General features: G+C 66.5%; 17 protein-coding genes and 1 pseudogene. 6 read left to right on the top strand and 12 right to left on the bottom strand.

The window, feature by feature from the left end; translation table 11 throughout:
- Positions 1 to 27: 27 nt before the first annotated feature.
- The 3 genes from FHD68_RS03110 to guaA form a co-directional block, all read right to left on the bottom strand.
- Positions 28 to 825: a GNAT family N-acetyltransferase gene (locus tag FHD68_RS03110; protein WP_127898625.1), complete on the bottom strand. Its 798-nt coding sequence runs from the start codon at positions 823 to 825 to the stop codon at positions 28 to 30.
- Between the two features lie 62 nt (positions 826 to 887).
- On the bottom strand, positions 888 to 2,408 hold the full coding sequence (locus FHD68_RS03115; protein WP_127898624.1) for a cryptochrome/photolyase family protein: 1,521 nt from the start codon (positions 2,406 to 2,408) through the stop codon (positions 888 to 890).
- A 75-nt stretch (positions 2,409 to 2,483) separates the two neighbouring features.
- The gene (gene guaA / locus FHD68_RS03120) at positions 2,484 to 4,043 is read right to left on the bottom strand and encodes a glutamine-hydrolyzing GMP synthase (protein ID WP_127898623.1); all 1,560 of its coding nucleotides are present in this window, start codon (positions 4,041 to 4,043) and stop codon (positions 2,484 to 2,486) included.
- A 123-nt stretch (positions 4,044 to 4,166) separates the two neighbouring features.
- On the opposite strand from guaA, the gene FHD68_RS03125 reads away from it, so the two are divergent.
- On the top strand, positions 4,167 to 4,679 hold the full coding sequence (locus tag FHD68_RS03125; protein WP_052714591.1) for a CAP domain-containing protein: 513 nt from the start codon (positions 4,167 to 4,169) through the stop codon (positions 4,677 to 4,679).
- A gap of 47 nt (positions 4,680 to 4,726) precedes the next feature.
- Here FHD68_RS03125 and FHD68_RS03130 read toward each other — a convergent pair whose 3' ends face one another.
- The 6 genes from FHD68_RS03130 to proS all read right to left on the bottom strand — a co-directional run bounded on the left by FHD68_RS03130 (position 4,727) and on the right by proS (position 11,796).
- Positions 4,727 to 6,061: a branched-chain amino acid ABC transporter permease gene (locus FHD68_RS03130; protein WP_139085151.1), complete on the bottom strand. Its 1,335-nt coding sequence runs from the start codon at positions 6,059 to 6,061 to the stop codon at positions 4,727 to 4,729.
- A gap of 12 nt (positions 6,062 to 6,073) precedes the next feature.
- Entirely contained in the window at positions 6,074 to 7,081 is a 1,008-nt protein-coding gene (locus FHD68_RS03135) for a branched-chain amino acid ABC transporter permease (protein ID WP_045981210.1), read from the bottom strand.
- A 3-nt stretch (positions 7,082 to 7,084) separates the two neighbouring features.
- Positions 7,085 to 7,912 carry an ABC transporter ATP-binding protein gene (locus FHD68_RS03140; RefSeq protein WP_084693643.1) on the bottom strand — a complete coding sequence of 276 codons (828 nt, stop codon included), beginning with the start codon at positions 7,910 to 7,912 and terminating at the stop codon, positions 7,085 to 7,087.
- Positions 7,909 to 8,691 (bottom strand): ABC transporter ATP-binding protein, encoded by a 783-nt coding sequence (locus tag FHD68_RS03145; protein WP_045981209.1) that lies wholly within the window; start codon positions 8,689 to 8,691, stop codon positions 7,909 to 7,911. The genes FHD68_RS03140 and FHD68_RS03145 overlap by 4 nt, the downstream gene beginning before the upstream one ends.
- Before the next feature lie 114 nt (positions 8,692 to 8,805).
- Entirely contained in the window at positions 8,806 to 9,990 is a 1,185-nt protein-coding gene (locus tag FHD68_RS03150) for an ABC transporter substrate-binding protein (protein WP_127898620.1), read from the bottom strand.
- Between the two features lie 444 nt (positions 9,991 to 10,434).
- Positions 10,435 to 11,796 carry a proline--tRNA ligase gene (gene proS, locus FHD68_RS03155; RefSeq protein WP_127898619.1) on the bottom strand — a complete coding sequence of 454 codons (1,362 nt, stop codon included), beginning with the start codon at positions 11,794 to 11,796 and terminating at the stop codon, positions 10,435 to 10,437.
- A gap of 129 nt (positions 11,797 to 11,925) precedes the next feature.
- Between proS and FHD68_RS03160 the strand changes: the two genes are divergently transcribed.
- Genes FHD68_RS03160 through FHD68_RS03175 form a run of 4 tightly spaced genes read left to right on the top strand, consistent with a single transcriptional unit; the run spans position 11,926 to position 17,618 of the window.
- A complete protein-coding gene (locus FHD68_RS03160; protein WP_064503533.1) occupies positions 11,926 to 13,137 on the top strand; it encodes an AI-2E family transporter in 1,212 nt (403 codons plus the stop codon).
- A gap of 4 nt (positions 13,138 to 13,141) precedes the next feature.
- A complete protein-coding gene (locus tag FHD68_RS03165; RefSeq protein ID WP_331497796.1) occupies positions 13,142 to 13,846 on the top strand; it encodes a P-loop NTPase family protein in 705 nt (234 codons plus the stop codon).
- 28 nt (positions 13,847 to 13,874) lie between these two features.
- Positions 13,875 to 16,040 carry an RNA degradosome polyphosphate kinase gene (locus FHD68_RS03170; RefSeq protein ID WP_127898617.1) on the top strand — a complete coding sequence of 722 codons (2,166 nt, stop codon included), beginning with the start codon at positions 13,875 to 13,877 and terminating at the stop codon, positions 16,038 to 16,040.
- Positions 16,041 to 16,094: 54 nt separating this feature from the next.
- Complete coding sequence (locus FHD68_RS03175) at positions 16,095 to 17,618, top strand: Ppx/GppA family phosphatase (protein WP_127898616.1); 1,524 nt, start codon at positions 16,095 to 16,097, stop codon at positions 17,616 to 17,618.
- 81 nt (positions 17,619 to 17,699) lie between these two features.
- Here the strand turns inward: FHD68_RS03175 and groL are convergent, their stop codons facing one another.
- Both groL and FHD68_RS03185 read right to left on the bottom strand, forming a co-directional pair.
- Positions 17,700 to 19,346: a chaperonin GroEL gene (gene groL, locus FHD68_RS03180; protein ID WP_045981206.1), complete on the bottom strand. Its 1,647-nt coding sequence runs from the start codon at positions 19,344 to 19,346 to the stop codon at positions 17,700 to 17,702.
- Positions 19,347 to 19,391: 45 nt separating this feature from the next.
- On the bottom strand, positions 19,392 to 19,679 hold the full coding sequence (locus FHD68_RS03185; RefSeq protein WP_045981205.1) for a co-chaperone GroES: 288 nt from the start codon (positions 19,677 to 19,679) through the stop codon (positions 19,392 to 19,394).
- 184 nt (positions 19,680 to 19,863) lie between these two features.
- Between FHD68_RS03185 and FHD68_RS03190 the strand changes: the two genes are divergently transcribed.
- On the top strand, positions 19,864 to 20,871 hold the full coding sequence (locus FHD68_RS03190) for a TraB/GumN family protein (RefSeq protein ID WP_045981204.1): 1,008 nt from the start codon (positions 19,864 to 19,866) through the stop codon (positions 20,869 to 20,871).
- 6 nt (positions 20,872 to 20,877) lie between these two features.
- On the opposite strand, the pseudogene FHD68_RS18875 reads toward FHD68_RS03190, so the two are convergent.
- Positions 20,878 to 21,265: pseudogene (locus FHD68_RS18875) on the bottom strand (pilus assembly protein PilP); the annotation flags it as partial.

The raw sequence follows: 21,265 nt of genomic DNA on the forward strand, positions 1-21,265 counted from the left end.
CCGGGCAGCGCCGCAAGGGGCGCGCCGTCACAGGGCCGTAAAGGCCCCGGCATGGACGACGGCGCTGCCCCGGGGCAGACTGCCGTGGATCTGCAGGCCAGGCCCCGCATAGGGGGATGCCAGATCCGCGGGGACGAAACCCGATCCGGCATAGATGACGGGATCGCCCAGGACAACGACCGGCCCCGTCGCGGCGCGCAGTGCGGCATCGATCAGCGCCCGACCGATGCCGCGCCGCTGCATGGCCGGATGGACGGCCAGCGGTGCCAAGGCGAATGCCGGTTCCGCCGCCTGCAGGGATGACAGGGCGACAAGGCCGACCGGCACGCCTTCGACATGGGCCACCAGCGCGTGGGACAGATCGCCATCGGCCCGCAGCGCGCGCAGCAGGCGGGCCTCGGCCGGGCCATCGAATGCGCGTACCAGCAGGGTGTCCAGGGCTGCGTGATCCGACGGGACCTCGGGCCGGATCATGACCTGCGCGGCGTGGCGATGGAAATCGCGGCCCATGTCGCGGCTGCGCAGGCCCCAGGGGCTGGATGCCGTGCGGGCCTGATGCGCCGCGAACGCGTCCTCATCAGCAAAGACCTCTGACAGAGTCCAGACCATCGGGTCGTCGGATTGCGCGATGTCAAAGCGCAGGCATCCCGGCTCGGCGCGGCTGGCATCGGCATGATCCTGCAGCAGGTCCAGCGCGGTCAGCATTTGTGCCGTGTCGTGACAGATCAGGCGTCCGTGCAGGGCGACGGGGGCAGGCGACAGGGGCACCGGCGTGCCCGAAGGGTCCAGGGCGGGGGTATGGGCATGGCCGCAGGCGCAATCCATCGGCAGGTCCTTTCGCTGATCGGCGGGCAGCGTGGCGGCACGGCAGCTCCGCGTCAAGCGGCTCAGACCGGATCGCCCGCATCCAGGCGGTCCAGGAAGGCGGCCGCGTCGCTGCGGATCTGGCGGCGCTTGTCGGCGTCCATCCGGTCCCAGGTCGCATAAGCGCGCCCGATGCGGGGGTTCGACTGGAACCGGTCGCGATGACGCACCATGAAATCCCAATAGAGCACGTTGAACGGGCATGCGCCGTGCCCGGTCTTCTGCGTCACCTTGTAGGCGCATCCGCCGCAATAATCCGACATTTTGGCGATGTAGTTGCCAGAACTGACATAGGGCTTCGACCCGACCACGCCGCCATCCGCGAACTGGCTCATCCCGATAACGTTGGGTGCCTCGACCCATTCATAGGCATCGACATAGACGGCCAGATACCATTCATGGACCTGCGCCGGATCGATCCCCGCCAGCAGGGCGAAGTTGCCCGTCACCATCAGCCGCTGGATATGATGCGCATAGGCGTGATCGCGCGTCTGTCCCACCGCCTGCGCCATGCAGTTCATCCGCGTGGGCGCACCCCAATAGACCGGTGGCAGGTCGCGGTCATGCCCCAGCACGTTGCGCGCGGTATAGTCCGGCCCTTCCAGAAAATAGATGCCGCGCATGTATTCGCGCCAGCCGATGATCTGGCGGATGAAGCCTTCGGCCGAATTCAGGCGGACCTTGCCCGCGGCATGGGCGTCGGCGGCGGCCCGGCTTACCTCCATCGGGGACAGTAGGCCCGCGTTGATATAGGGCGACAGGATCGAATGATGCAGGAACGGATCGTCCTGCAACATCGCGTCCTGATAGGGGCCGAACTCGTCCAGCGAATGCTCGATGAAATGCGCCAGTACCTGCAGCGCGCCGGCCCGGTCGGTGGCATAGCCAAAGGGCCGCAGACGGCCGAAATTGTCGGGAAACCGCGCCTCGACCAGATCTAGAACCTGGACGGTCACCGTGTCCGGTGCGAACCGGGGCGGGAGGATGCGCAGCAGGTCGGCCTGGGCGGGCTTGCGGTTGTCGTGGTCGAAGTTCCACTTGCCGCCCATCGGCTGGTCACCCTCCATCAGCAACCCGGTCTTGCGACGCATCTCGCGATAGAACCACTCCATCCGCAATTCCTTGCGGCCGTCGGCCCAGGCTTCGAATTCGGGCTGGCTGCAGATGAAGCGGTCGTCGGGCAGTTGCGTGACGGGCACGGGCAGGTCGTCCAGCGCGGCGATCAGGCGCCATTCCCCGGACCGCGTGGCGATCACGCGCTCGGCGCCATGTGCCGCGGCATGGCGCAGCAGCTCTCCGGGAATGGACTGGGTGTTGTGGGGATCGTCCAGCGTCGCGTAGGCGACACGGTGGCCTGCCTCGCGCAGACGGTCCGCGAACTTGCGCATCGCGGCGAACAGGAAGGCGATCTTCTGCGGGTGGTGGGGGACATAGCTGGCCTCGGACATCACCTCGGCCATGACGATCAGATCGTCGGGGCGTGCCTCGCGCAGCGCTGACAGGTCAGGCGACAGCTGGTCGCCCAGCACCAGGATCAGACGCATTCCACACCCCCAGAATGACAAGGACGCGCAGGTTGCCCTGCGCGTTCCCGACATGTCATGCGACGCGGTGCCGCGTCATTCCCACTCGATCGTGCCCGGCGGCTTGGACGTGATGTCATAGGTGCAACGGTTGATGCCCTTGACCTCGTTGATGATCCGCGTCGCGGTCTCGCCCAGGAAATCGTGGGTGAAGGGATAATAGTCCGCCGTCATCCCGTCGACCGACGTCACGGCCCGCAGCGCGCAGGCGAAATCATAGGTCCGCCCGTCGCCCATGACGCCCACCGTGCGCACGGGCAGGATCGCCACGAAGGCCTGCCAGATCTCGTCGTACAGACCGTGCTTGCGGATCTGGTCGATGAAGACCGCGTCGGCCTTGCGCAGGATCTCCAGCTTTTCGCGGGTGATCTCTCCGGGGCACCGAATTGCAAGGCCAGGGCCGGGGAAGGGGTGGCGGCCGATGAAGCTCTCGGGCAGGCCCAGTTCGCGGCCCAGCTCGCGGACTTCGTCCTTGAACAGTTCGCGCAGGGGTTCCACCAGCTTCAGGCCCATCTTCTCGGGCAGGCCGCCGACGTTGTGGTGCGACTTGATCGTGACCGACGGGCCGCCGCTGAAGCTGACGCTCTCGATCACGTCCGGGTACAGCGTCCCCTGCGCCAGGAAATCGGCGCCCTCGATCTGGCTGGCGTATTTCTGGAACACGTTGATGAACAGCCGACCGATGGTCTTGCGCTTGACCTCTGGGTCGCTGACGCCTTCCAGCGATCCCAGGAACAGGTCGGCCTCGTTCGCATGGATCAGCGGGATGTTGTAGTTGTCGCGGAACATCTTGACGACGTCCTCGCCCTCGTTCAGCCGCAGCAACCCGTGATCGACGAAGACGCAGGTCAGCTGGTCGCCGATCGCCTCGTGGATCAGGACCGCCGCCACCGACGAATCCACGCCGCCCGACAGGCCGCAGATGACCTTGCGGTCGCCCACGGTCTCGCGGATCTTGCGGATCGCCTCGTCCTTGTAGCTGGCCATGGTCCAGTCGCCGGTAAAGCCCGCCAGCCGGACGAAGTTCTCCAGCATGGTGCGGCCGTTCGGCGTGTGATGCACCTCGGGGTGGAACTGGACGGCATAGAAATGGCGCCCCTCGTCCGCGATCATCGCCATGGGCGCGTTGGGCGAGGTGCCGATGACCTCGAAGCCCGGCGCAAGGCTGGTGACGCGGTCGCCATGGCTCATCCAGACCTCTTCGCGGCCCGTGTCGAACAGGCCGGCAAAGATGCCGTCGGACTTGTGGCCCGGCGCGGGCGCGATGAAGGCGCGGCCGTATTCGGCGTGGTGCCCGGCCTCGACCCGGCCGCCCAGCTGCTCCATCATGACCTGCTGGCCATAGCAGATGCCAAAGACGGGCACGCCCATGTCGAACACGGCCTGGGGCGCGCGCGGGCTGCCGTCGGTCGTGACGCTGGCGGGGCCGCCCGACAGGATGATCGCCTGCGGCGCCATCTGGCGCAGCGTGTCGTCGGTCACCGTGTTGAACGGGTGGATTTCGCAATAGACGTTCAGTTCACGCAGGCGACGCGCGATCAGCTGCGTCACCTGGCTGCCGAAGTCGATGATCAGAAGGCGCTGGTGCTGGGTCATGGGTGCGCTTTAAGCGCGGTTTCAGCACCTTGCAAGCATTTCGGCGCCGGGGCGGGCGGGAACCGACGAAACCCGCGCGCGTTCGGGGTCAATCACCCCGATCCGTGCAAAAGGTATGTCCCGATGAAGCGCTTGTCCCTTGCCGCCACCTGCGTTCTGGCCCTGTCTGCCTGCCAGATGCCGATTCCCGGCCTGACGGCCCCGCAGGCCCCCGCCGATCAGGCGCTGGCCACAGAATGCCGCGGAGAGGTCGACGCGGGGCTGCGCCTGTCCGCCGCCGTCAACGCCGCCCGCGCGGCCGAGGGCAAGAACGCACTGGCCAGCAGTGCGGAACTGGACCGCATCGCGCTGGCCCATGCCTGCGACATGGCGCGAATGGGCCGCGCTGACGTGGCCGGGTCGAACGGGTCGAACGTCGTCGACCGCGCGCGGTCCGTGGGCTATCCGACCTGCGGCGTGGTCCAGCTGGTCGGCGCCGGCGGCACGCCCGAAGGAACGGTCAACGCGTGGCTTGTCCCCGGCCCGCAGCGGGAACAGGTCCTGGGACAGCTCAGCTATCAAATCGGCAGCGGAGTCGTGCGCGGCGCGGACGGGCGGCTGTGGCACAGCACGGTCCTGGGCAACAACTGCCGCTGAACGAACAAGGGGCGCGGTGTGATCCGCGCCCCTTTTCCATGTCGCCCTTATTTTTCGGGCAGCAGGCCCCGTGGCGCAAAACGCAGCACCAGCAGCAGCACCGCCCCCATCGCGATGAAGCGCATGTGCGGCGCGCTGTCCAGCAGGTGCGCCTTGACCGGCCCGTCGGCCATCGGCCCGGTCAGCATGGCGATCAGGGCAGGGCCCCAGACCTCGGCCTTGATCCACAGGAACCAGATGGTGACGGCCCCCAGCACCGCACCCCAGTTGTTGCCAGACCCGCCGACGATCACCATGACCCAGATCAGGAAGGTATAGCGCAGCGGGTTGTAGCTGGTCGGCGCCAGGAGTCCGTCCAGAGTGACCATCATCGCGCCCGCGACCCCGATGACCGCCGACCCCAGGATGAACACCTGCAGGTGGCGGCGGGTCACGTCCTTGCCCATCGCCTCGGCTGCGGTCTCGTTGTCGCGGATCGCGCGCATCATGCGGCCCCAAGGTGATTTCAGCGCCAGTTCCGCCAACAGGATGATGACCAGCAGCACGACCAGGAATAGCGACATGTAGGACAGCTTGACCCAGATGCCCGACGCCTCGGCCACGGGGAAGCTCCAGCTGGCGGCAAAGTCGATGAAATCAGGGTTGCGCTGCAGGGCCACCTCCTGCGCGACGGGGCGCGGGATCGAGGTGATGTTCTTGACCCCGCGGGCCAGCCAGTCCTCGTTCTTCATCACGGCCACGATGATCTCGCCGATGCCAAGCGTGGCGATGGCTAGGTAATCGGACCGCAGGCCCAGGGCGACCTTGCCGATGGCCCAGGCCGCGGCGGCCGCGAACAGGCCGCCCACCACCCAGGACAGCAGCACCGGCAGGCCAAGGCCGCCGATATTGCCGTTGCGGGCCGGGTTGTTCGCCTCGATCGCGATGACCGCGGGATCGAACAGCCAGCGATAGGCGACAAAGCCGCCGATCAGCACGACCGCGGTCAGGATGCCGCTGCGGGTGCGCGTCCAGGCCAGCTTGGCCATGGCCAGCGTCCCTACGCCCACGGCCAGCGCCAGCATCAGCCGCGTGCCACCCGCGGCCCATGCTCCTTCGACCGGGGGCAGCGACACCAGGACGGGGGCCAGCGCGCCCATCGCCAGAAAGCCCACCACGCCCACGTTGAACAGGCCCGCATAGCCCCACTGCATGTTGACGCCCAGGGCGGTGATCGCGGACAGCAGCCCCATGTTCAGAATCGCCAGCGACGTGTTCCAGCTGCCCGAGAACATGCTGTTCCGGACCGTGCCCTCCAGCACGAACAGGATGGCCAGCACCCCGAACAGGATCGGCGCGCGCCAGGGGCTGGCGGATGTCGCGGCTTGACGGTTGGTTGCCATGATCTCTCCCCCTCAGACCGATTTGCCGCGGAACAGGCCGGTGGGCCTGAACAGCAGGACGACGATCAGGATCACGAAGCTGACCGCGAATTTGTATTCCGTGCCCAGAAGCTGCATCAGCCCGCCGGGTTCGTACCAAGGCGCCAGATAGCCCACGACCTTGACCCACGGATAGGTCACCGCCACCTCGGAGAACGCGACCAGGAACCCGCCCGCGATGGCGCCAAGCGGATTGCCCAGGCCCCCGACAATCGCCGCGGCAAAGATCGGCAGCAGGATCTGAAAATAGTTGAAGGCCTTGAATGACTTGTCCAACCCGTAAAGCGTGCCCGCGATGGTCGCCAGCGCGGCCGCGATGATCCAGGTCAGGCGCACGACGCGTTCCGGGTCAATGCCCGACAGCAGGGCCAGATCCTCGTTGTCGGAATAGGCGCGCATGGCCTTGCCCGACTTCGTGCGGTTCAGGAACCAGAACAGCGCGATCATCACGATCAGCGCCACCCCCACGGTCAGTGCCTGGGTCGAGCGCAGCGCCAGGCCTTCCTCCAGCCCGGTCATCTCGCGGAAATCGCGGACCGCGATCAGGAAGCGCGCGCCGTCGTCAAAGCGGATCTCGTCCACGCCGATCAGGATGCGGGTCAGGCCGTTCATCACGAACATCACGCCGACCGATGCCATCACCAGGATGATCGGCGCGGCCTTCTGCCGGCGATAGAATTTATAGACTGCGCGGTCGGTGCCCAGCACCAGCAGCGCCGTCAGCGCGATGCCAAGAGGAAGGGCGATCAGCGCCGTGGGAAGCGGGCCCGCGCTGATGCCCAGGGATTGCAGCCCCCAGGTCAGCAGGATCACGATGCCAGTGCCAAAGGCCATGGTGTCGCCATGCGCGAAGTTCGAAAACCGCAGGATGCCATAGATCAGCGTGACGCCCAAGGCGCCGAGCGCCAGCTGCGCGCCATATGCGGCGGCCGGGATGAAGACGAAGTTCAGAAAGACCACGAGGGCGTTCAGGATATCCACGGCTCAGCCCCCCAGGAAGGTGCGACGCACCTCGTCGTTCTGCATCAGGTCGGCCCCGGTGCCGGTATGGGCGTTCGCGCCCTGCACCAGCACATAGGCCTTGTCGGCGATCATCATCGCCTGGCGTGCGTTCTGTTCGACCATCAGCACGGGCAGCCCGCCCCGCGCGATGGCGATGATGCGGTCGAACAGCTCGTCCATGACAATGGGGCTGACGCCCGCGGTGGGTTCGTCCAGCATCAGCACCTTGGGTCGGGTCATCAGCGCGCGACCGACGGCGACCTGCTGGCGTTGCCCGCCCGACAGCTCTCCCGCGGCTTGGCGGCGCTTGGCGGCGACGGCGGGGAACAGGTCATAGACCTGCTCCATCGTCGCGCGGATATCGTCGCGGCGGATATAGGCGCCCATCTCCAGGTTCTCCTCGACCGTCATGGACGGGAAGATGTTGTTGACCTGCGGGACGAACCCCATGCCCGCCTTGACCCGGTCCTGGGGGTTCAGCGCGGTGATGTCCTGACCGTTCAACCGCACCGATCCCTGGCGCAGGTTCAACATGCCGAATATGGCCTTCATGGCCGTGGATTTGCCCGCGCCGTTGGGGCCGACGATCACCGCGATCTGGCCCTGTTCGACGGCGATGGTGCAGTCGTGCAGGATGTCGGCGCCTTTGCCGTACCCGCCGGTCATCGCCTCGCCGATCAGGAAGGGATCGCCCGCGCGACCGGCGCCCACCGGTCCGGACCGCCGTGTGCCGTCGATCTGGCCCATCCCCTTGATGTTCACCACCGAGGCGTCGCGGTTGCCGCGATTGCCAAAGCCTGCGTCGCTCATGCGCCCACCATGTCCTTGTTCTTCAGGCCGGTGCCCAGATAGGCCTCGATCACCGCCTCGTTCTTCATGATGTCTTGGGCGCTGCCCTTGGCAAGAACCTTGCCCTCGGCCATCACGATCACCGGGTCGCACAGCTTGCCGATGAAATCCATGTCATGCTCGATCACGCAGAAGGTATAGCCGCGTTCCTTGTTCAGACGGATGATCGCGTCGGCGATGGTCATCAGCAGGGTGCGGTTCACGCCCGCGCCGACCTCGTCCAGGAAGACGATCTTGGCGTCGACCATCATTGTGCGGCCCAGCTCCAGCAGCTTCTTCTGGCCGCCGGACAGGTTGCCGGCCTTCTCATGGGTCAGGTGGCGGATGGTCAGGAAGTCCAGAACCTCATCCGCCTTGCGCTTCAGTTCGGCCTCCTCGCGCTCGATCCGGCCGCGCTGGAACCAGGTCTTCCAGATCGTCTCTCCGGATTGCGCGCCGGGGACCATCATCAGGTTCTCGCGCACGGTCATCGAGCTGAACTCATGCGCCAGCTGGAAGGTGCGCAGCAGGCCCTTGTGAAACAGCTCGTGCGGCGGCAGGCCGCTGATGTCCTCGCCGTCCATGAAGACGCGACCCGAGGTCGGGGGCAGCACACCCGCGATCACGTTGAACAGCGTCGACTTGCCCGCGCCGTTCGGCCCGATCAGCCCGGTGATCGAGCCGGTCTCGATCGTCAGGCTGGCGCCGTCCACGGCGCGAAAGCCGCCGAAATGTCTGTGAAGATCCTCGACACGGATCATGCGTCACCTTCCCTGTCTTCACATTCCTGGTGAAGATGTGCCGTCAAGCGGCTGTTATCTTTGCAAAACGGCCCGGCACCAAGATGGTGCCGGGCCGCCTGTTCCGGTCTGCGATCAGCGATAGCCGACCACTTCCAGCTTGCCGTCGGTGAACTGGATCTCGCGGAAGGTGCCGGCGGATTCGCCCGGACCCACCAGCTCGACCGAGGTGCCGCCGACATAATCGACGTCGCCGCCGCCGTTGATGATCTCCAGCGCCTTGGCCAATTCGCCGGGCAGAATCTCCTCGCCGGGGCCGTTGGCCACGTCCATGATGTGCTCCTTGTAGACCGCCGGGTCCGACGACTTGGCCTTGGCCATCGCCAGCAGCATCAGCGCCGCCGCGTCATAGGCCTCGGCCGAAAAGGCGCCCGAGCCGTCAAAGCCCGCGGTCTCGGCCATCGCCAGATAGGCCTCGCGGCCTTCGCCCTCGGCTGCGGGGTTCTGACCGAAGCTGCCCTCGATCTCCGACCCGAAGTTGTCCTCCAGCGCCTGGCCGACCATGCCGTCCGGGAACACGAATGTCTCGAAGGCGCCGCTGTCCAGCGCACCGCGTACGATGCCCGAGCCGCCCTGGTCGACATAGCCCACCACGACCAGCGCATCGCCGCCCGCGGCCGACAGGGCCGCGATCTCGGCCGAATAGTCGGCCTTGCCGTCGTCATGCGCGCTGTTGACGGTCACGGTGCCGCCATTGGCGGTGAAGGCCGCGGCAAAGCTGTCCGCCAGGCCCTTGCCATAGTCGTTGTTCGTGTAGGTCACGGCGACGGTTTCGATGCCGCGGTCGGCGATGATCTGGGCCATCACCTCGCCCTGGCGGGCATCCGACGGGGCGGTGCGGAAGAACAGGCCGTCATCCTCGATGTCAGTCAGCGCGGGCGAGGTGGCCGACGGAGAGATCATCACGATGCCGTTCGCCTTGGCGACGTTCTCCAGCGAGGCGATGGTCTCGCCCGAGCACATGCCGCCGATCAGACCCTTGATGCCTTCGGATGCGATCAGACGCTCCACCGTCGCGGTCGCCGCGGCGGCGTCGATGCAGGTGCTGTCGCCCGTGACCGCCACAACGGTCGACCCGTCCAGCAGGAGGCCGGAATCGCTGACCTCCTTCATGGCCATCTCGGCGCCCTGCTGCATTGCGGGTGCCATCGATTCCAGCGGACCGGTGAAGCCGAGCGAGATGCCCAGCTTGATTTCTTCGGCGCCCGCGGCACCGGCCATCAGCGCCCCGGCGGCGGTCGCGAGAAGAAGCTTTTTCATGTGGAAGTCTCCCAGTTGGAACATTGTCCTGCGCGTCAGGTTAGAAGCGCAACATTCAAAAAGAAAGTGCGTTGTCGCGCGTATTTGCATGGTTTTTGGACAGGTTGACGTGTGACGCAGGGGCAACTTTGGACCGCCTGATCGCCCCTCGCTTCAACACGGCTTTGGGGCGGTCGGCCGTCGTCGTGGTCATCCCGTTCCGAATGGTGCCAACGGCGTTTCACAGGGTGTAGGGACGTCGGACGTCATCGCCGCTGTCGCAGAGCATCCGCCTAACTTGTGCAGCGGTTACGTCCCTGAAAATGCCATGTTCGAACCTGACATCCGCACTGGTCATCCTTTCAACAATGCCCCCGATGGCGGACCAACGCGGAGCGGCAATGCACGGGTGGTCGGTCGCCACGGCGCTTGCGATGAAGCGCGGCGGCGACCGTCCGTCGCGGCCTACTTGTCCGCGACCGTCACGCCCAACACGGGCTGATAGATCTGCGCAATCCGGGCGATGGCCTCCTGCGGAGAGACTTCCTCGGTCTGGCCGGTGCGGCGGCTGGTCAGCTCGACCTTGTTGCTGGTCAGGCCGCGCGGACCGACCGTGATGCGCCAGGGAAGGCCGATCAGGTCCATCGAGGCGAACTTTGCCCCGGCGCGTTCGTCCCGGTCGTCGTACAGCGGGTCCAGGCCGCGGGCCTGCAGTTCGGCATAGATCGCGTCGCAGGCGGCGTCGGTGGAATTGTCGCCCTGCTTGAGGTTCACGATGCCGACGTGGAAGGGGGTCACGCCCTCGGGCCAGATGATGCCCTTGTCGTCGTGGTTCGCCTCGATGATCGCGCCCAGAAGGCGCGACACGCCGATGCCGTGGCTGCCCATGTGCACGGGAACCTGCGCACCGTCCGAGTTACGGACCATCGCGCCCATCGGTTCGGAATACTTCGTCCCAAAATAGAAGATCTGCCCGACCTCGATGCCGCGCGCGGTGCGGCGGCGTTCCTCGGGGACCTGGGCATAGACGGCCTCGTCATGCGTCTCGTCGGTGCGGGCATAGCGGCTGGTGAACTCCTCCAGCACGGCCTGGCATTCCTCGACGCTGTCATAATCGATGTCCCGGTCGCCAAAGGTCAGGTCGGTGATCTGGCTGTCATAGAACACCTCGGATTCCCCGGTCTCGGCCAGGACCAGGAATTCGTGGGTGTAGTCGCCGCCGATCGGGCCGCCATCGGCGCGCATCGGGATGGCCTGCAGGCCCATCCGCTCATAGCTGCGCAGATAGCTGACCAGGTGGCGGTTGTAGGCGTGCAGCGCGTCTTCCTTGGTCAGGTCGAAATTGTAGCCGTCCTTCATCAGGAACTCGCGGCCACGCATCACGCCGAAGCGCGGACGGATCTCGTCGCGGAACTTCCACTGGATGTGGTACAGCGTCAGCGGCAGATCCTTGTAGCTGCCGACATGGCTGCGGAAGATGTCGGTGATCATCTCCTCGTTCGTGGGGCCGTACAGCAGGTCGCGCTTGTTGCGGTCCTTGATGCGCAGCATCTCCTCGCCATAGTCGTCATAGCGGCCGCTTTCGCGCCACAGGTCGGCGGGCTGCAGCGTGGGCATCAGCATCGGGATGTGACCGGCGCGAGCCTGCTCCTCGTGCACGATCTGCTCGATGCGCCGCAGTACCTTGAAGCCCAACGGCAGCCAGGAATAGATGCCCGCCGTCTGCTGCTTGATCATGCCCGCGCGCAGCATCAGCCGATGGCTGACGATCTGCGCCTCTTTGGGGTCTTCCTTCAGCACGGGCAGGAAATAGCGCGACAGACGCATGGCACGGGTCCTTCAAAGCGGTTCGGTCCGCAGCGTTACCGGATCGGTCCGGCCTTGCCAAGCATCGCGCTTGCAACCAGACGCACGGGGCGGCACATTCGCCGCAGGTTTCTGGACAAGGGTCGAACCATGCGCATCCCCGTACGCAAGCAGGTCATGTGGTGGGGCATCGCGGCGCTGACGTTGCTGGTGACGCTGTGGCTGCTGGGGCAGGCCGTCCTGCCGTTCATCCTGGGGGCGGGCATCGCCTATCTTCTGGACCCGCTTGCCGACCGTCTGGAGCGCGCGGGCCTGTCGCGCACCATGTCCGTGGTGGTGATCACCTTTGCGGTCGTGCTGGCCTTCGTCGCCATCGTTCTGCTGGTCATGCCGATCCTGGTGCGCCAGGCCACCGCCCTGATCGAGACCGCGCCGGAAATGATCAGCCAGGCGCGGGGTTTCCTGGACACGCGCTTTCCCAACCTGATCCCGCAGGGCGACGGGCTGCAGCAGACGCTGACCGACCTGCAGGCGACGATGGGCGATCAGGCCGCACGGCTGGCATCGACCGTCCTGGGATCGGTCACCGGCGTCCTGGGGACCGTGGCGCTGCTGGTCATCGTGCCGGTGGTCGCGTTCTATCTGCTGCTGGACTGGGATCACCTGGTCGCGGCCATCGACGACCTGCTGCCGCGCGAACATGCGGCGACCATCCGCCAGCTTGCCGCCGAGATCGACGACGCGCTGTCCGGGTTCCTGCGCGGGCAGGGGGTCGTGATCGCCATCCTGGGGACGTGGTACGCGCTGGCGCTGATGCTGGTGGGCCTGCCCTTCGGCTTCTTCATCGGGATCATGGCGGCGGTCCTGTCCTTCATCCCGTATGTCGGGGTGCTGATCGGGGGCGCGACGGCCATCGGCGTGGCGTTGTTCAGCTTCTGGGGCGATCCGCTGTGGATCGGTGCGGTCGTCGCGATCTTTGCCCTGGGCCAGATCGTCGAGGGCAACTATCTGCAACCCAAGATCGTCGGCGGCCATGTCGGCCTGCATCCGGTCTGGCTGCTTCTGGCGCTGTCGGTCTTCGGCGCGCTGTTCGGCTTTGTCGGTCTGGTCATGGCGGTGCCGATGGCGGCGGCGCTGGGGGTGCTGGCGCGGTTCCTGATCGCGCGCTATCGCGAAAGCTCGCTGTTCACCGGGCAGGCATTGCCGGCGGAACCATCGCAGCCGATCCTGGTCGAGATGGTGCCCGCAGGCACCGTGGCCGCACGGATGCGCACCGCGCGGATGGATGCCGACCGCGCTCGCAGCCAGCAGCAGATCGAGGCCATGCAGGAAAACCTGGCGCGCCGCGACCTGCAAGGCTGACGGGTTGAGCCTGTTTCCGCCCTCGCGCCAGCTGACGCTGGACCTGACCACGCCACCCGCCCATGCGCGGGCGGATTTCCTGCCCGCGCCTGCCAACCATGCCGCGCTCAAGGCGCTGGACCGCCCCCAGGACTGGCCGGCGGGCCGGATGCTGCTGATCGGGCCCGAGGGGTCGGGCAAGACCCATCTGGCGGCCTTCTGGGCGGCCGAGAACGGCGCGCGCCGCATCAGCGCCTCGGCCCTGCGCCCCGATGCCGCCGATCTGCTGGCCGCCGACGGCGGCGCCGTGGTGGTCGAGGATGCCGACCACGCGGGCTTTGCCGCGGGGGCTGAACAGGCGCTGTTCCATCTGTGGAACCTGTGCGGACCCCGCGACTGCCTGCTGCTGCTGACCGCACGGACGCCGCCGCGGGACTGGGGACTGGTGCTGCCCGATCTGCGGTCGCGCATGGACGCGATGCCGCAGGTGCGGCTTGGGTCGCCGGACGAGGCGCTGATGGCCGCGGTACTGGTCAAGCTGTTCGCGGATCGCCAGCTGGCCGTGCCTGCGGGGCTGATCGACTGGCTGGTGCTGCACATGGATCGCGACCTGGGCCTGGCGCGTCGGCTGGTCGCGGCGATGGACCATGCCGCCATGGCGCAGAAGGGCCCGGTGACCCGCCGGATCGCGGCCGACCTGCTGGACAAGCTGTCCGAGGGTGACGCATGATCGCGTCCACGCCAGCCGCCGGACGATCATGACCCAAGCCGATTTTCTTCGCACGCCGTTCCCCGAACCCAAGACCCTGCAAGAGGGCGTTCCCGAAGGCGCCGCGCGGTTCTTCAATCGCGAGCTGTCCTGGCTGTCGTTCAACTGGCGCGTGCTGGACGAGGCGCGCAATCCGCGCGTGCCGCTGCTGGAGCGCCTGCGCTTCGTGTCGATCAGCGCCACGAACCTGGACGAGTTCTACACCGTCCGCGTGGCCGGCCTGCGCGAACTGGTACGCGAGGGCAGCACCACGCCCTCGGATGACGGCCTGACACCGGCGGAACAGCTGGCCCTGATCAACGCCGACGCGCGCCGCCTGATGGGTGCGCAGCAGGGCGTCTGGAACACGCTGCGCAAGGAGATGGAGCAGGCGGGCATCGTCATCCTGTCCCGCCAGCGCCTGACCCGCGCCGAGGAAGAGTTCCTGAACGGCCATTTCCAGAACCTGGTCTTTCCGGTCCTGTCGCCCTTGGCCATCGACCCCGCCCACCCGTTCCCGTTCATCCCGAACGCGGGCTTTTCGCTGGCGCTGGAGCTGGCGCGAGAGACCGATGGCCGCAAGATGCAGGCCCTGCTGCCGATCCCCGCGCAGCTGCCGCGGTTCGTGCCCCTGCCGGGCGGGCAGCGTTTCCTGCGGCTGGAGGATCTGCTGCTGATGCATCTGTCCAGCCTGTTTCCCGGCTATCGCGATACGGGCCATTGCAGCTTCCGCGTGCTACGCGACAGCGACCTGGAGGTCGAGGAGGAGGCCGAGGACCTGGTCCGCGAGTTCGAAACCGCGCTGAAGCGGCGCCGTCGCGGCAGCGTCATCCGTCTGAAGATCACCGCCGGCGCCCCCGACCGCCTGCGCCGCCTGATCATGGAGGAGCTGGAGGTCAGCCCCGACGAGGTGATCGAGGTCGAGGGCCTGCTGGGCATGGCCGATCTGCGCGAACTGGTGCTGGACAGCCGCCGCGACCTGATGTGGCCCGCCTTCACCCCCCGTGTCCCCGAGCGGATCCAGGACCATGACGGCGACATGTTCGCGGCGATCCGCCAGAAGGACATGCTGCTGCATCATCCCTACGAGACCTTCGACATGGTCGTGCGCTATCTGGCACAGGCGGCGCGCGACCCGGACGTGCTGGCGATCAAGCAGACGCTGTACCGCACCAGCCGCGACAGCCCCATCGTCGATGCGCTGTGCGAGGCGGCCGAGGCCGGCAAGTCGGTGACCGCGCTGGTCGAACTCAAGGCCCGCTTCGATGAGGCCGCCAACATCCGCCAGTCGCGCCGGCTGGAACGGTCGGGCGCGCATGTCGTCTATGGCTTCGTGAACTACAAGACCCACGCCAAGATCAGCACCATCGTACGGCGTGAGGGCGAGGGCCTGGTGACCTATACCCACTACGGGACCGGCAACTATCACCCGATCACGGCGCGCATCTATACCGACCTGTCGCTGTTCACCTGCAACCCGGCCCTGGGCCGGGACGCGACCAAGGTCTTCAACTATCTGTCCGGCTATGTGCAGCCCGCAGGGCTGGAGAACCTGTCGATCTCTCCGATCGACCTGAAATCGCGGCTGATCGACCTGATCGGCCGCGAGGCCGAATATGCACGCCAGGGCCGCCCCGGCGCGATCTGGGCCAAGATGAACTCGCTGATCGAGAAGGACGTGATCGAGGCGCTGTATGCCGCCAGCGCCGCAGGCGTCCGCATCAGCCTGATCGTTCGCGGCATCTGCGGAATCAGGCCCGGGATCAAGGGGTTGTCAGAGAATATTCGTGTGAAGTCGATCGTCGGGCGTTATCTGGAACACAGCCGGATCGTGTGTTTCGGGTCCGGCCATGGCATGCCGTCGCCCAAGGCGCGGGTCTTCATCAGTTCGGCCGACTGGATGGACCGCAACCTGAACCGTCGGGTCGAGACGCTGGTCGAATGCGTGAACGACACGGTAAAGGCTCAGATCGTCAACCAGGTCATGGCAGCCAACATGGCCGACGAGGCGCAAAGCTGGTTGTTGCAGCCGGATGGCCGTTTCCTGCGTTACCTGCCCGAGGGGCGTGACGATCTGTTCAACTGTCATCGCTTCTTCATGGAAAACCCGTCCCTGTCGGGACGGGGAACGGCGGGCGCGCGTGACGTGCCGGCCCTGACCCATTCGGCGGATTGACGGTTTGGCCCCGCCGGGCCACTTAACGGGCGACCAAGGACAAGGGGCTGCAAGATGAACGGCGTACGCACGACAAGCGGCCAGACGATCGAGCCATTCGGCGGCAAGTTCCGCAAGCTGCCCAAGCGGGCCCTCAAGCGGATCGGCGTGGTGGATGTCGGATCGAACTCGATCCGGCTGGTGGTGTTCGACGGGGCGGCTCGTTCGCCCGCCTATTTCTACAACGAAAAGGTCATGGCGGGTCTGGGCCAGGACATGGCCCGCACCGGTCGCCTGAACCCCGAGGGGATCAAGCGCGGCTTTTCCGCATTGGCCCGCTTTGCGGCGCTGGCCCGCAGCATGGACATCGCGCCGCTGACCTGCGTCGCGACCGCCGCCGTGCGCGAGGCCGAGGACGGCCCCGCCTTCCAGCGCCGCGTCGAGAAGGAGACCGGCCTGAAGCTGCACGTGATCGACGGAGAGGAGGAGGCCCGGCTGTCTGCGCAGGGCGTCCTGCTGGGCTGGCCTGACGCCAAGGGGCTGGTTTGCGACATCGGCGGCAACTCTATGGAGCTGGCGGAGGTCGCAGACGGCAAGGTCGGGCGGCGCGTGACGTCGCAGCTTGGCCCGTTCCGCCTGCAGCAGGTCGCCCCCGATCAGCTGCGCGCGCATATCACCACGATCCTGCAGGGGCTGGCCGAGAAGCTGGGCACCGATCACGACCGGATCTATCTTGTCGGCGGGTCGTGGCGCGCCATCGCGCGGCTGGACATGGAGCGCGTGGGCTATCCCATGACCGTCCTGCACGAATACCGCATGACCCCCGACGCGGTCGCCGACACCGTCGCCTGGATCGGCAAGCACGACCTGGGCACGTTGCGCGCCAAGGTCGGCATCTCCGCCTCGCGGATCGAACTGGTGCCGCTGGCCTCGCAGGTCCTGTCGCAGATGATCGAGGTGTTCGGTCCCAAGGAGCTGGCGGTGTCCAGCTATGGCATCCGCGAAGGGCTGCTCTATGAGCACATGTCGACGACGCTTCGCAAGCGCGATCCCCTGATCGAGGCGGCGCGCTTCACCGAAAAGCAGATGGCCCGCCTGCCGGGTTTCGGCAAGAAGCTTTACCAGTTCCTGCTGCCGCTGTTCCCGAACCTGACGCCCGAACGTGACCGCCTGATGCGGGCGGCCTGCCTGCTGCACGACACCGCATGGCGCGCCCACCCCGATTACCGGGCCGAGGCCTGCTTCGACAACGTCACGCGCGCGAACATGGCGGCGCTGAGCCACCCCGAGCGGATCTTCCTGGGGCTGGCGCTGCTGCACCGCTACAAGAACAACCGTGCGGAATCGCAGATGGCACCGCTGTTCGCGCTGCTGGATGACGACGAGATCCGCGCGGCCGAGATCCTGGGCAAGGCGATGCGCTTTGGCGCGATGTTCGCGATCGACGATCCGTCCGATGCGGCCAGCCTGCGCCTGACCCCGGCCGGCACGCTGGAGCTGCGCCTGACATCCACTGGCCGTCACCTGATGGGCGAGGTCGCGCAGTCGCGCTTTCTGTCGCTGTGTAAGTCGATCGGCGTCGTCGGCATCGTCAAGTAGATGGGCCATCGGCCCTGTCGGATGCGAAAAGGGCGCCCCGCGGGGCGCCCTTTCCTGTTCTGCCAAGGGGCAGGGGGATGATTACATCATCCCGCCCATGCCGCCCATGTCAGGCATGCCGCCGCCGGCACCACCCTGGCCCTTGGGCTCGGGCTTCTCGGCGATCATGGCTTCGGTCGTGATCAGCAGGCCGGCCACCGACGAGGCGTCTTCCAGCGCGGTGCGGACGACCTTTGCGGGGTCGATCACGCCGAACTTGAACATGTCGCCATATTCCTCGGTCTGGGCGTTGAAGCCAAACGACTTGTCGGACGACTCGCGGACCTTGCCGGCCACGACGGCGCCGTCGACGCCTGCGTTTTCGGCGATCTGGCGCATCGGGGCCTCCAGCGCGCGGCGGACGATGGCGATGCCTGCGTCCTGGTCGCTGTTTGCGCCGGTCAGGCCTTCCAGAACCTTGCCGCCCTGCACCAGAGCCACGCCGCCGCCGACGACAACGCCTTCCTGGACAGCTGCACGGGTCGCGTTCAGCGCGTCATCGACGCGGTCCTTGCGCTCTTTGACCTCGATTTCGGACATGCCGCCGACGCGGATCACGGCAACACCGCCGGCCAGCTTGGCCACGCGCTCCTGCAGCTTCTCCTTGTCGTAGTCCGAGGTGGTTTCCTCGATCTGCTGACGGATCTGGCTGACGCGTGCCTCGATCTCGGCCTTGTCACCGGCGCCATCGACGATGGTGGTGGTGTCCTTGTTGATCGTGATCTTTTTGGCGCGGCCCAGCATGTCGATGCCGACATTCTCCAGCTTCATGCCCAGGTCTTCGCTGATGACCTGACCGCCGGTCAGGATCGCCAGATCCTGCAGCATCGCCTTGCGACGATCACCAAAGCCCGGTGCCTTGACGGCAGCGATCTTCAGGCCGCCGCGCAGCTTGTTGACGACCAGCGTGGCCAGAGCCTCGCCCTCGACGTCTTCCGAGATGATGACCAGCGGCTTGCCCGACTGGATGACGGCTTCCAGCAGCGGCACCATCGGCTGCAGCGACGACAGCTTCTTCTCGTGCAGCAGGATGTAAGCGTCTTCCAGATCGGCGACCATCTTGTCGGGGTTGGTCACGAAGTAGGGCGACAGGTAGCCGCGGTCGAACTGCATGCCTTCGACGACTTCGACCTCGGTCTCCATCCCCTTGTTCTCTTCGACGGTGATGACACCCTCGTTGCCGACCTTCTGCATCGCGTCGGCGATCTGACGACCGATCGAGGCTTCGCCGTTGGCCGAGATGGTGCCGACCTGGGCGACTTCGTCGCTGTCGTTCACCGGGCGCGAGGCGGCCTTGATGGCCTCGACGACCTTCGAGGTGGCCAGGTCGATGCCGCGCTTCAGGTCCATCGGGTTCATGCCGGCGGCGACCGCCTTCATGCCTTCCTTGACGATGGCCTGAGCCAGGACCGTCGCGGTGGTGGTGCCGTCACCGGCCTCGTCGTTGGTGCGCGAAGCGACTTCGCGGACCATCTGGGCGCCCATGTTCTCGAACTTGTCGGACAGTTCGATCTCCTTGGCGACCGACACGCCGTCCTTGGTGATGCGGGGCGCACCGAAGGACTTGTCGATGACCACGTTGCGGCCTTTCGGGCCCAGGGTCACCTTGACGGCATCGGCCAGGATGTTGACGCCGCGCAGCATGCGGTCGCGCGCGTCGGTACCGAACTTGACTTCTTTAGCAGCCATGGAAAATCTCCTGAATGTTGGGGGAGGGAAGCGTCTTGGGGCCGATCAGCTCAGCACGCCCAGGATGTCGCTTTCCTTCATGATCAGCAGCTCTTCGCCGTCGACCGTGACTTCGGTGCCTGACCATTTGCCGAACAGGACGCGGTCGCCAGCCGAAACCGACGGTGCGATCAGTTCGCCCGAATCCTTGCGCGCGCCTTCGCCCACGGAAATGATCTCGCCCTCGGCGGGCTTTTCCTTGGCGTTGTCGGGGATGATCAGGCCGCCCTTGGTCTTCTCTTCCGATTGGACGCGACGGACCAGCACGCGGTCATGCAGCGGTTTAAATGCCATTGTCGAACACTCCTTGATTCAGGTTGCAGTGTTGCTTTGTTGGCACTCACCGGGTGCGAGTGCCAATGACGGCTAGATAGGCAAATCGCCCAAGCCTGTCAACGGGTCATCGCGGTCTGGTGTCTGGCGGCAGGGGGGCAAACATGACAGTCTGGCGGCCATTGACGGACCAGCAAGGATACCCATGCGACTGACGATTGCCGCCGCCCTGTTCGCCCTGTCGGGACATGGCGCGATGGCCGCCTGCACCGGCCAGAACCTGTTCGACACCATGCCCGCCGAACGCGCCGCGGCGATCGAGGCCGCCAGCCGCGACGTCCCCTTTCGCCAGGGCCTGCTGTACCAGGCCGTGCGCGACGATCAGCGCATCACGCTGGTGGGCACCTATCACTTCGGCGACGCGCGCCATCAACCGATGATCGAGCGTGTCCGCCCGCTGATAGATCAGGCCCATGCGCTCTATGTCGAGGCCGCCCCCGCCGAGGAGGCCCGCCTGACCAAGGCGCTGACCGAGGATCCGACCCTGATGGTCGATCCCGACGGGCCCACCCTGCCGGAACGCCTGTCGCCCGACGAATGGGATGCGCTGTCGCAGGCCATGTCGGATCGCGGCACGCCGGGTGTCATCACCGCCCGGATGCGGCCCTGGTATGTCGCGCTGATGCTGGGCGTCTCTCCCTGCATGGTCCGCACCATGGCCGAGCAGGGAGGAGAGTCCGGCGGCCTGGACCACCTGCTGGTGGCCGAGGCGCAGGACGCGGGCACGCCCGTCCGCTCGCTGGAGCCGTGGGACACCATCTTCGGCCTGTTCGAGGGCCTGACGCCCGAACAGGAGCTGGACATGATCCGCGCAAGCCTGCCGGCGGCCAGCTATGCCGACGATTACGCGGTGACGCTGACGGATGCCTATTTCGACGGGGATGTCTGGAAGATCTGGGAATTCGGGCGTTTCGACGCCTATGCCAATTCCGGATTGTCCAGGGAAGAGGTCGATCGCCAGATGGACCTGGCCCAGACCCGGCTGATGGACGATCGCAACCGCGCGTGGATCGCACCGCTGCTGGAGGGTGCCGCCGAGGCCGGGGATGAGGGAATTGTCGCAGCCTTCGGTGCGCTGCACCTGCCCGGAGAGGCGGGGGTCCTGTCGCTGCTGCAGGACGAGGGCTTCACGATCACCCGTCTGGACGGGTGACCGGATCTATTGGCCGTTCAGGACCCCAAGCGCGTGGGCACGGCCCTGTTTTTGATAGGTGATGCGGCTGTCGCCGATCTCGCTGATGGTGCCGCCGTTGATGCGGTCGCCGATGCGCAGCGTCAGCACGCGACCGTTGGACAGGCGGACCAATGCCCGGCTTGCCCGGCCCGCGCCGATCGTGCCGATGATCTGGGTGTTGCTCAGCTGGATGCCGTCCTTGACCGTCGCGCTGGCGGCGGCATTGCCGATGGCGTTCTGCGGGACGGCGGCCATGACCTCGGGCTCGCTGTCGACCTCGGGCGGGCGGTACTGCTGGTTGCGCGACGCTGCGGCCTGCGCCTCGGCCTGGGCCTGGGCGCGGGCGCGGGCTTCGGCCTGGGCGCGGGCCTGA

This window comes from Paracoccus marcusii (assembly GCF_006151785.1).
GTDB classification, from domain to species: Bacteria; Pseudomonadota; Alphaproteobacteria; order Rhodobacterales; family Rhodobacteraceae; genus Paracoccus; species Paracoccus marcusii.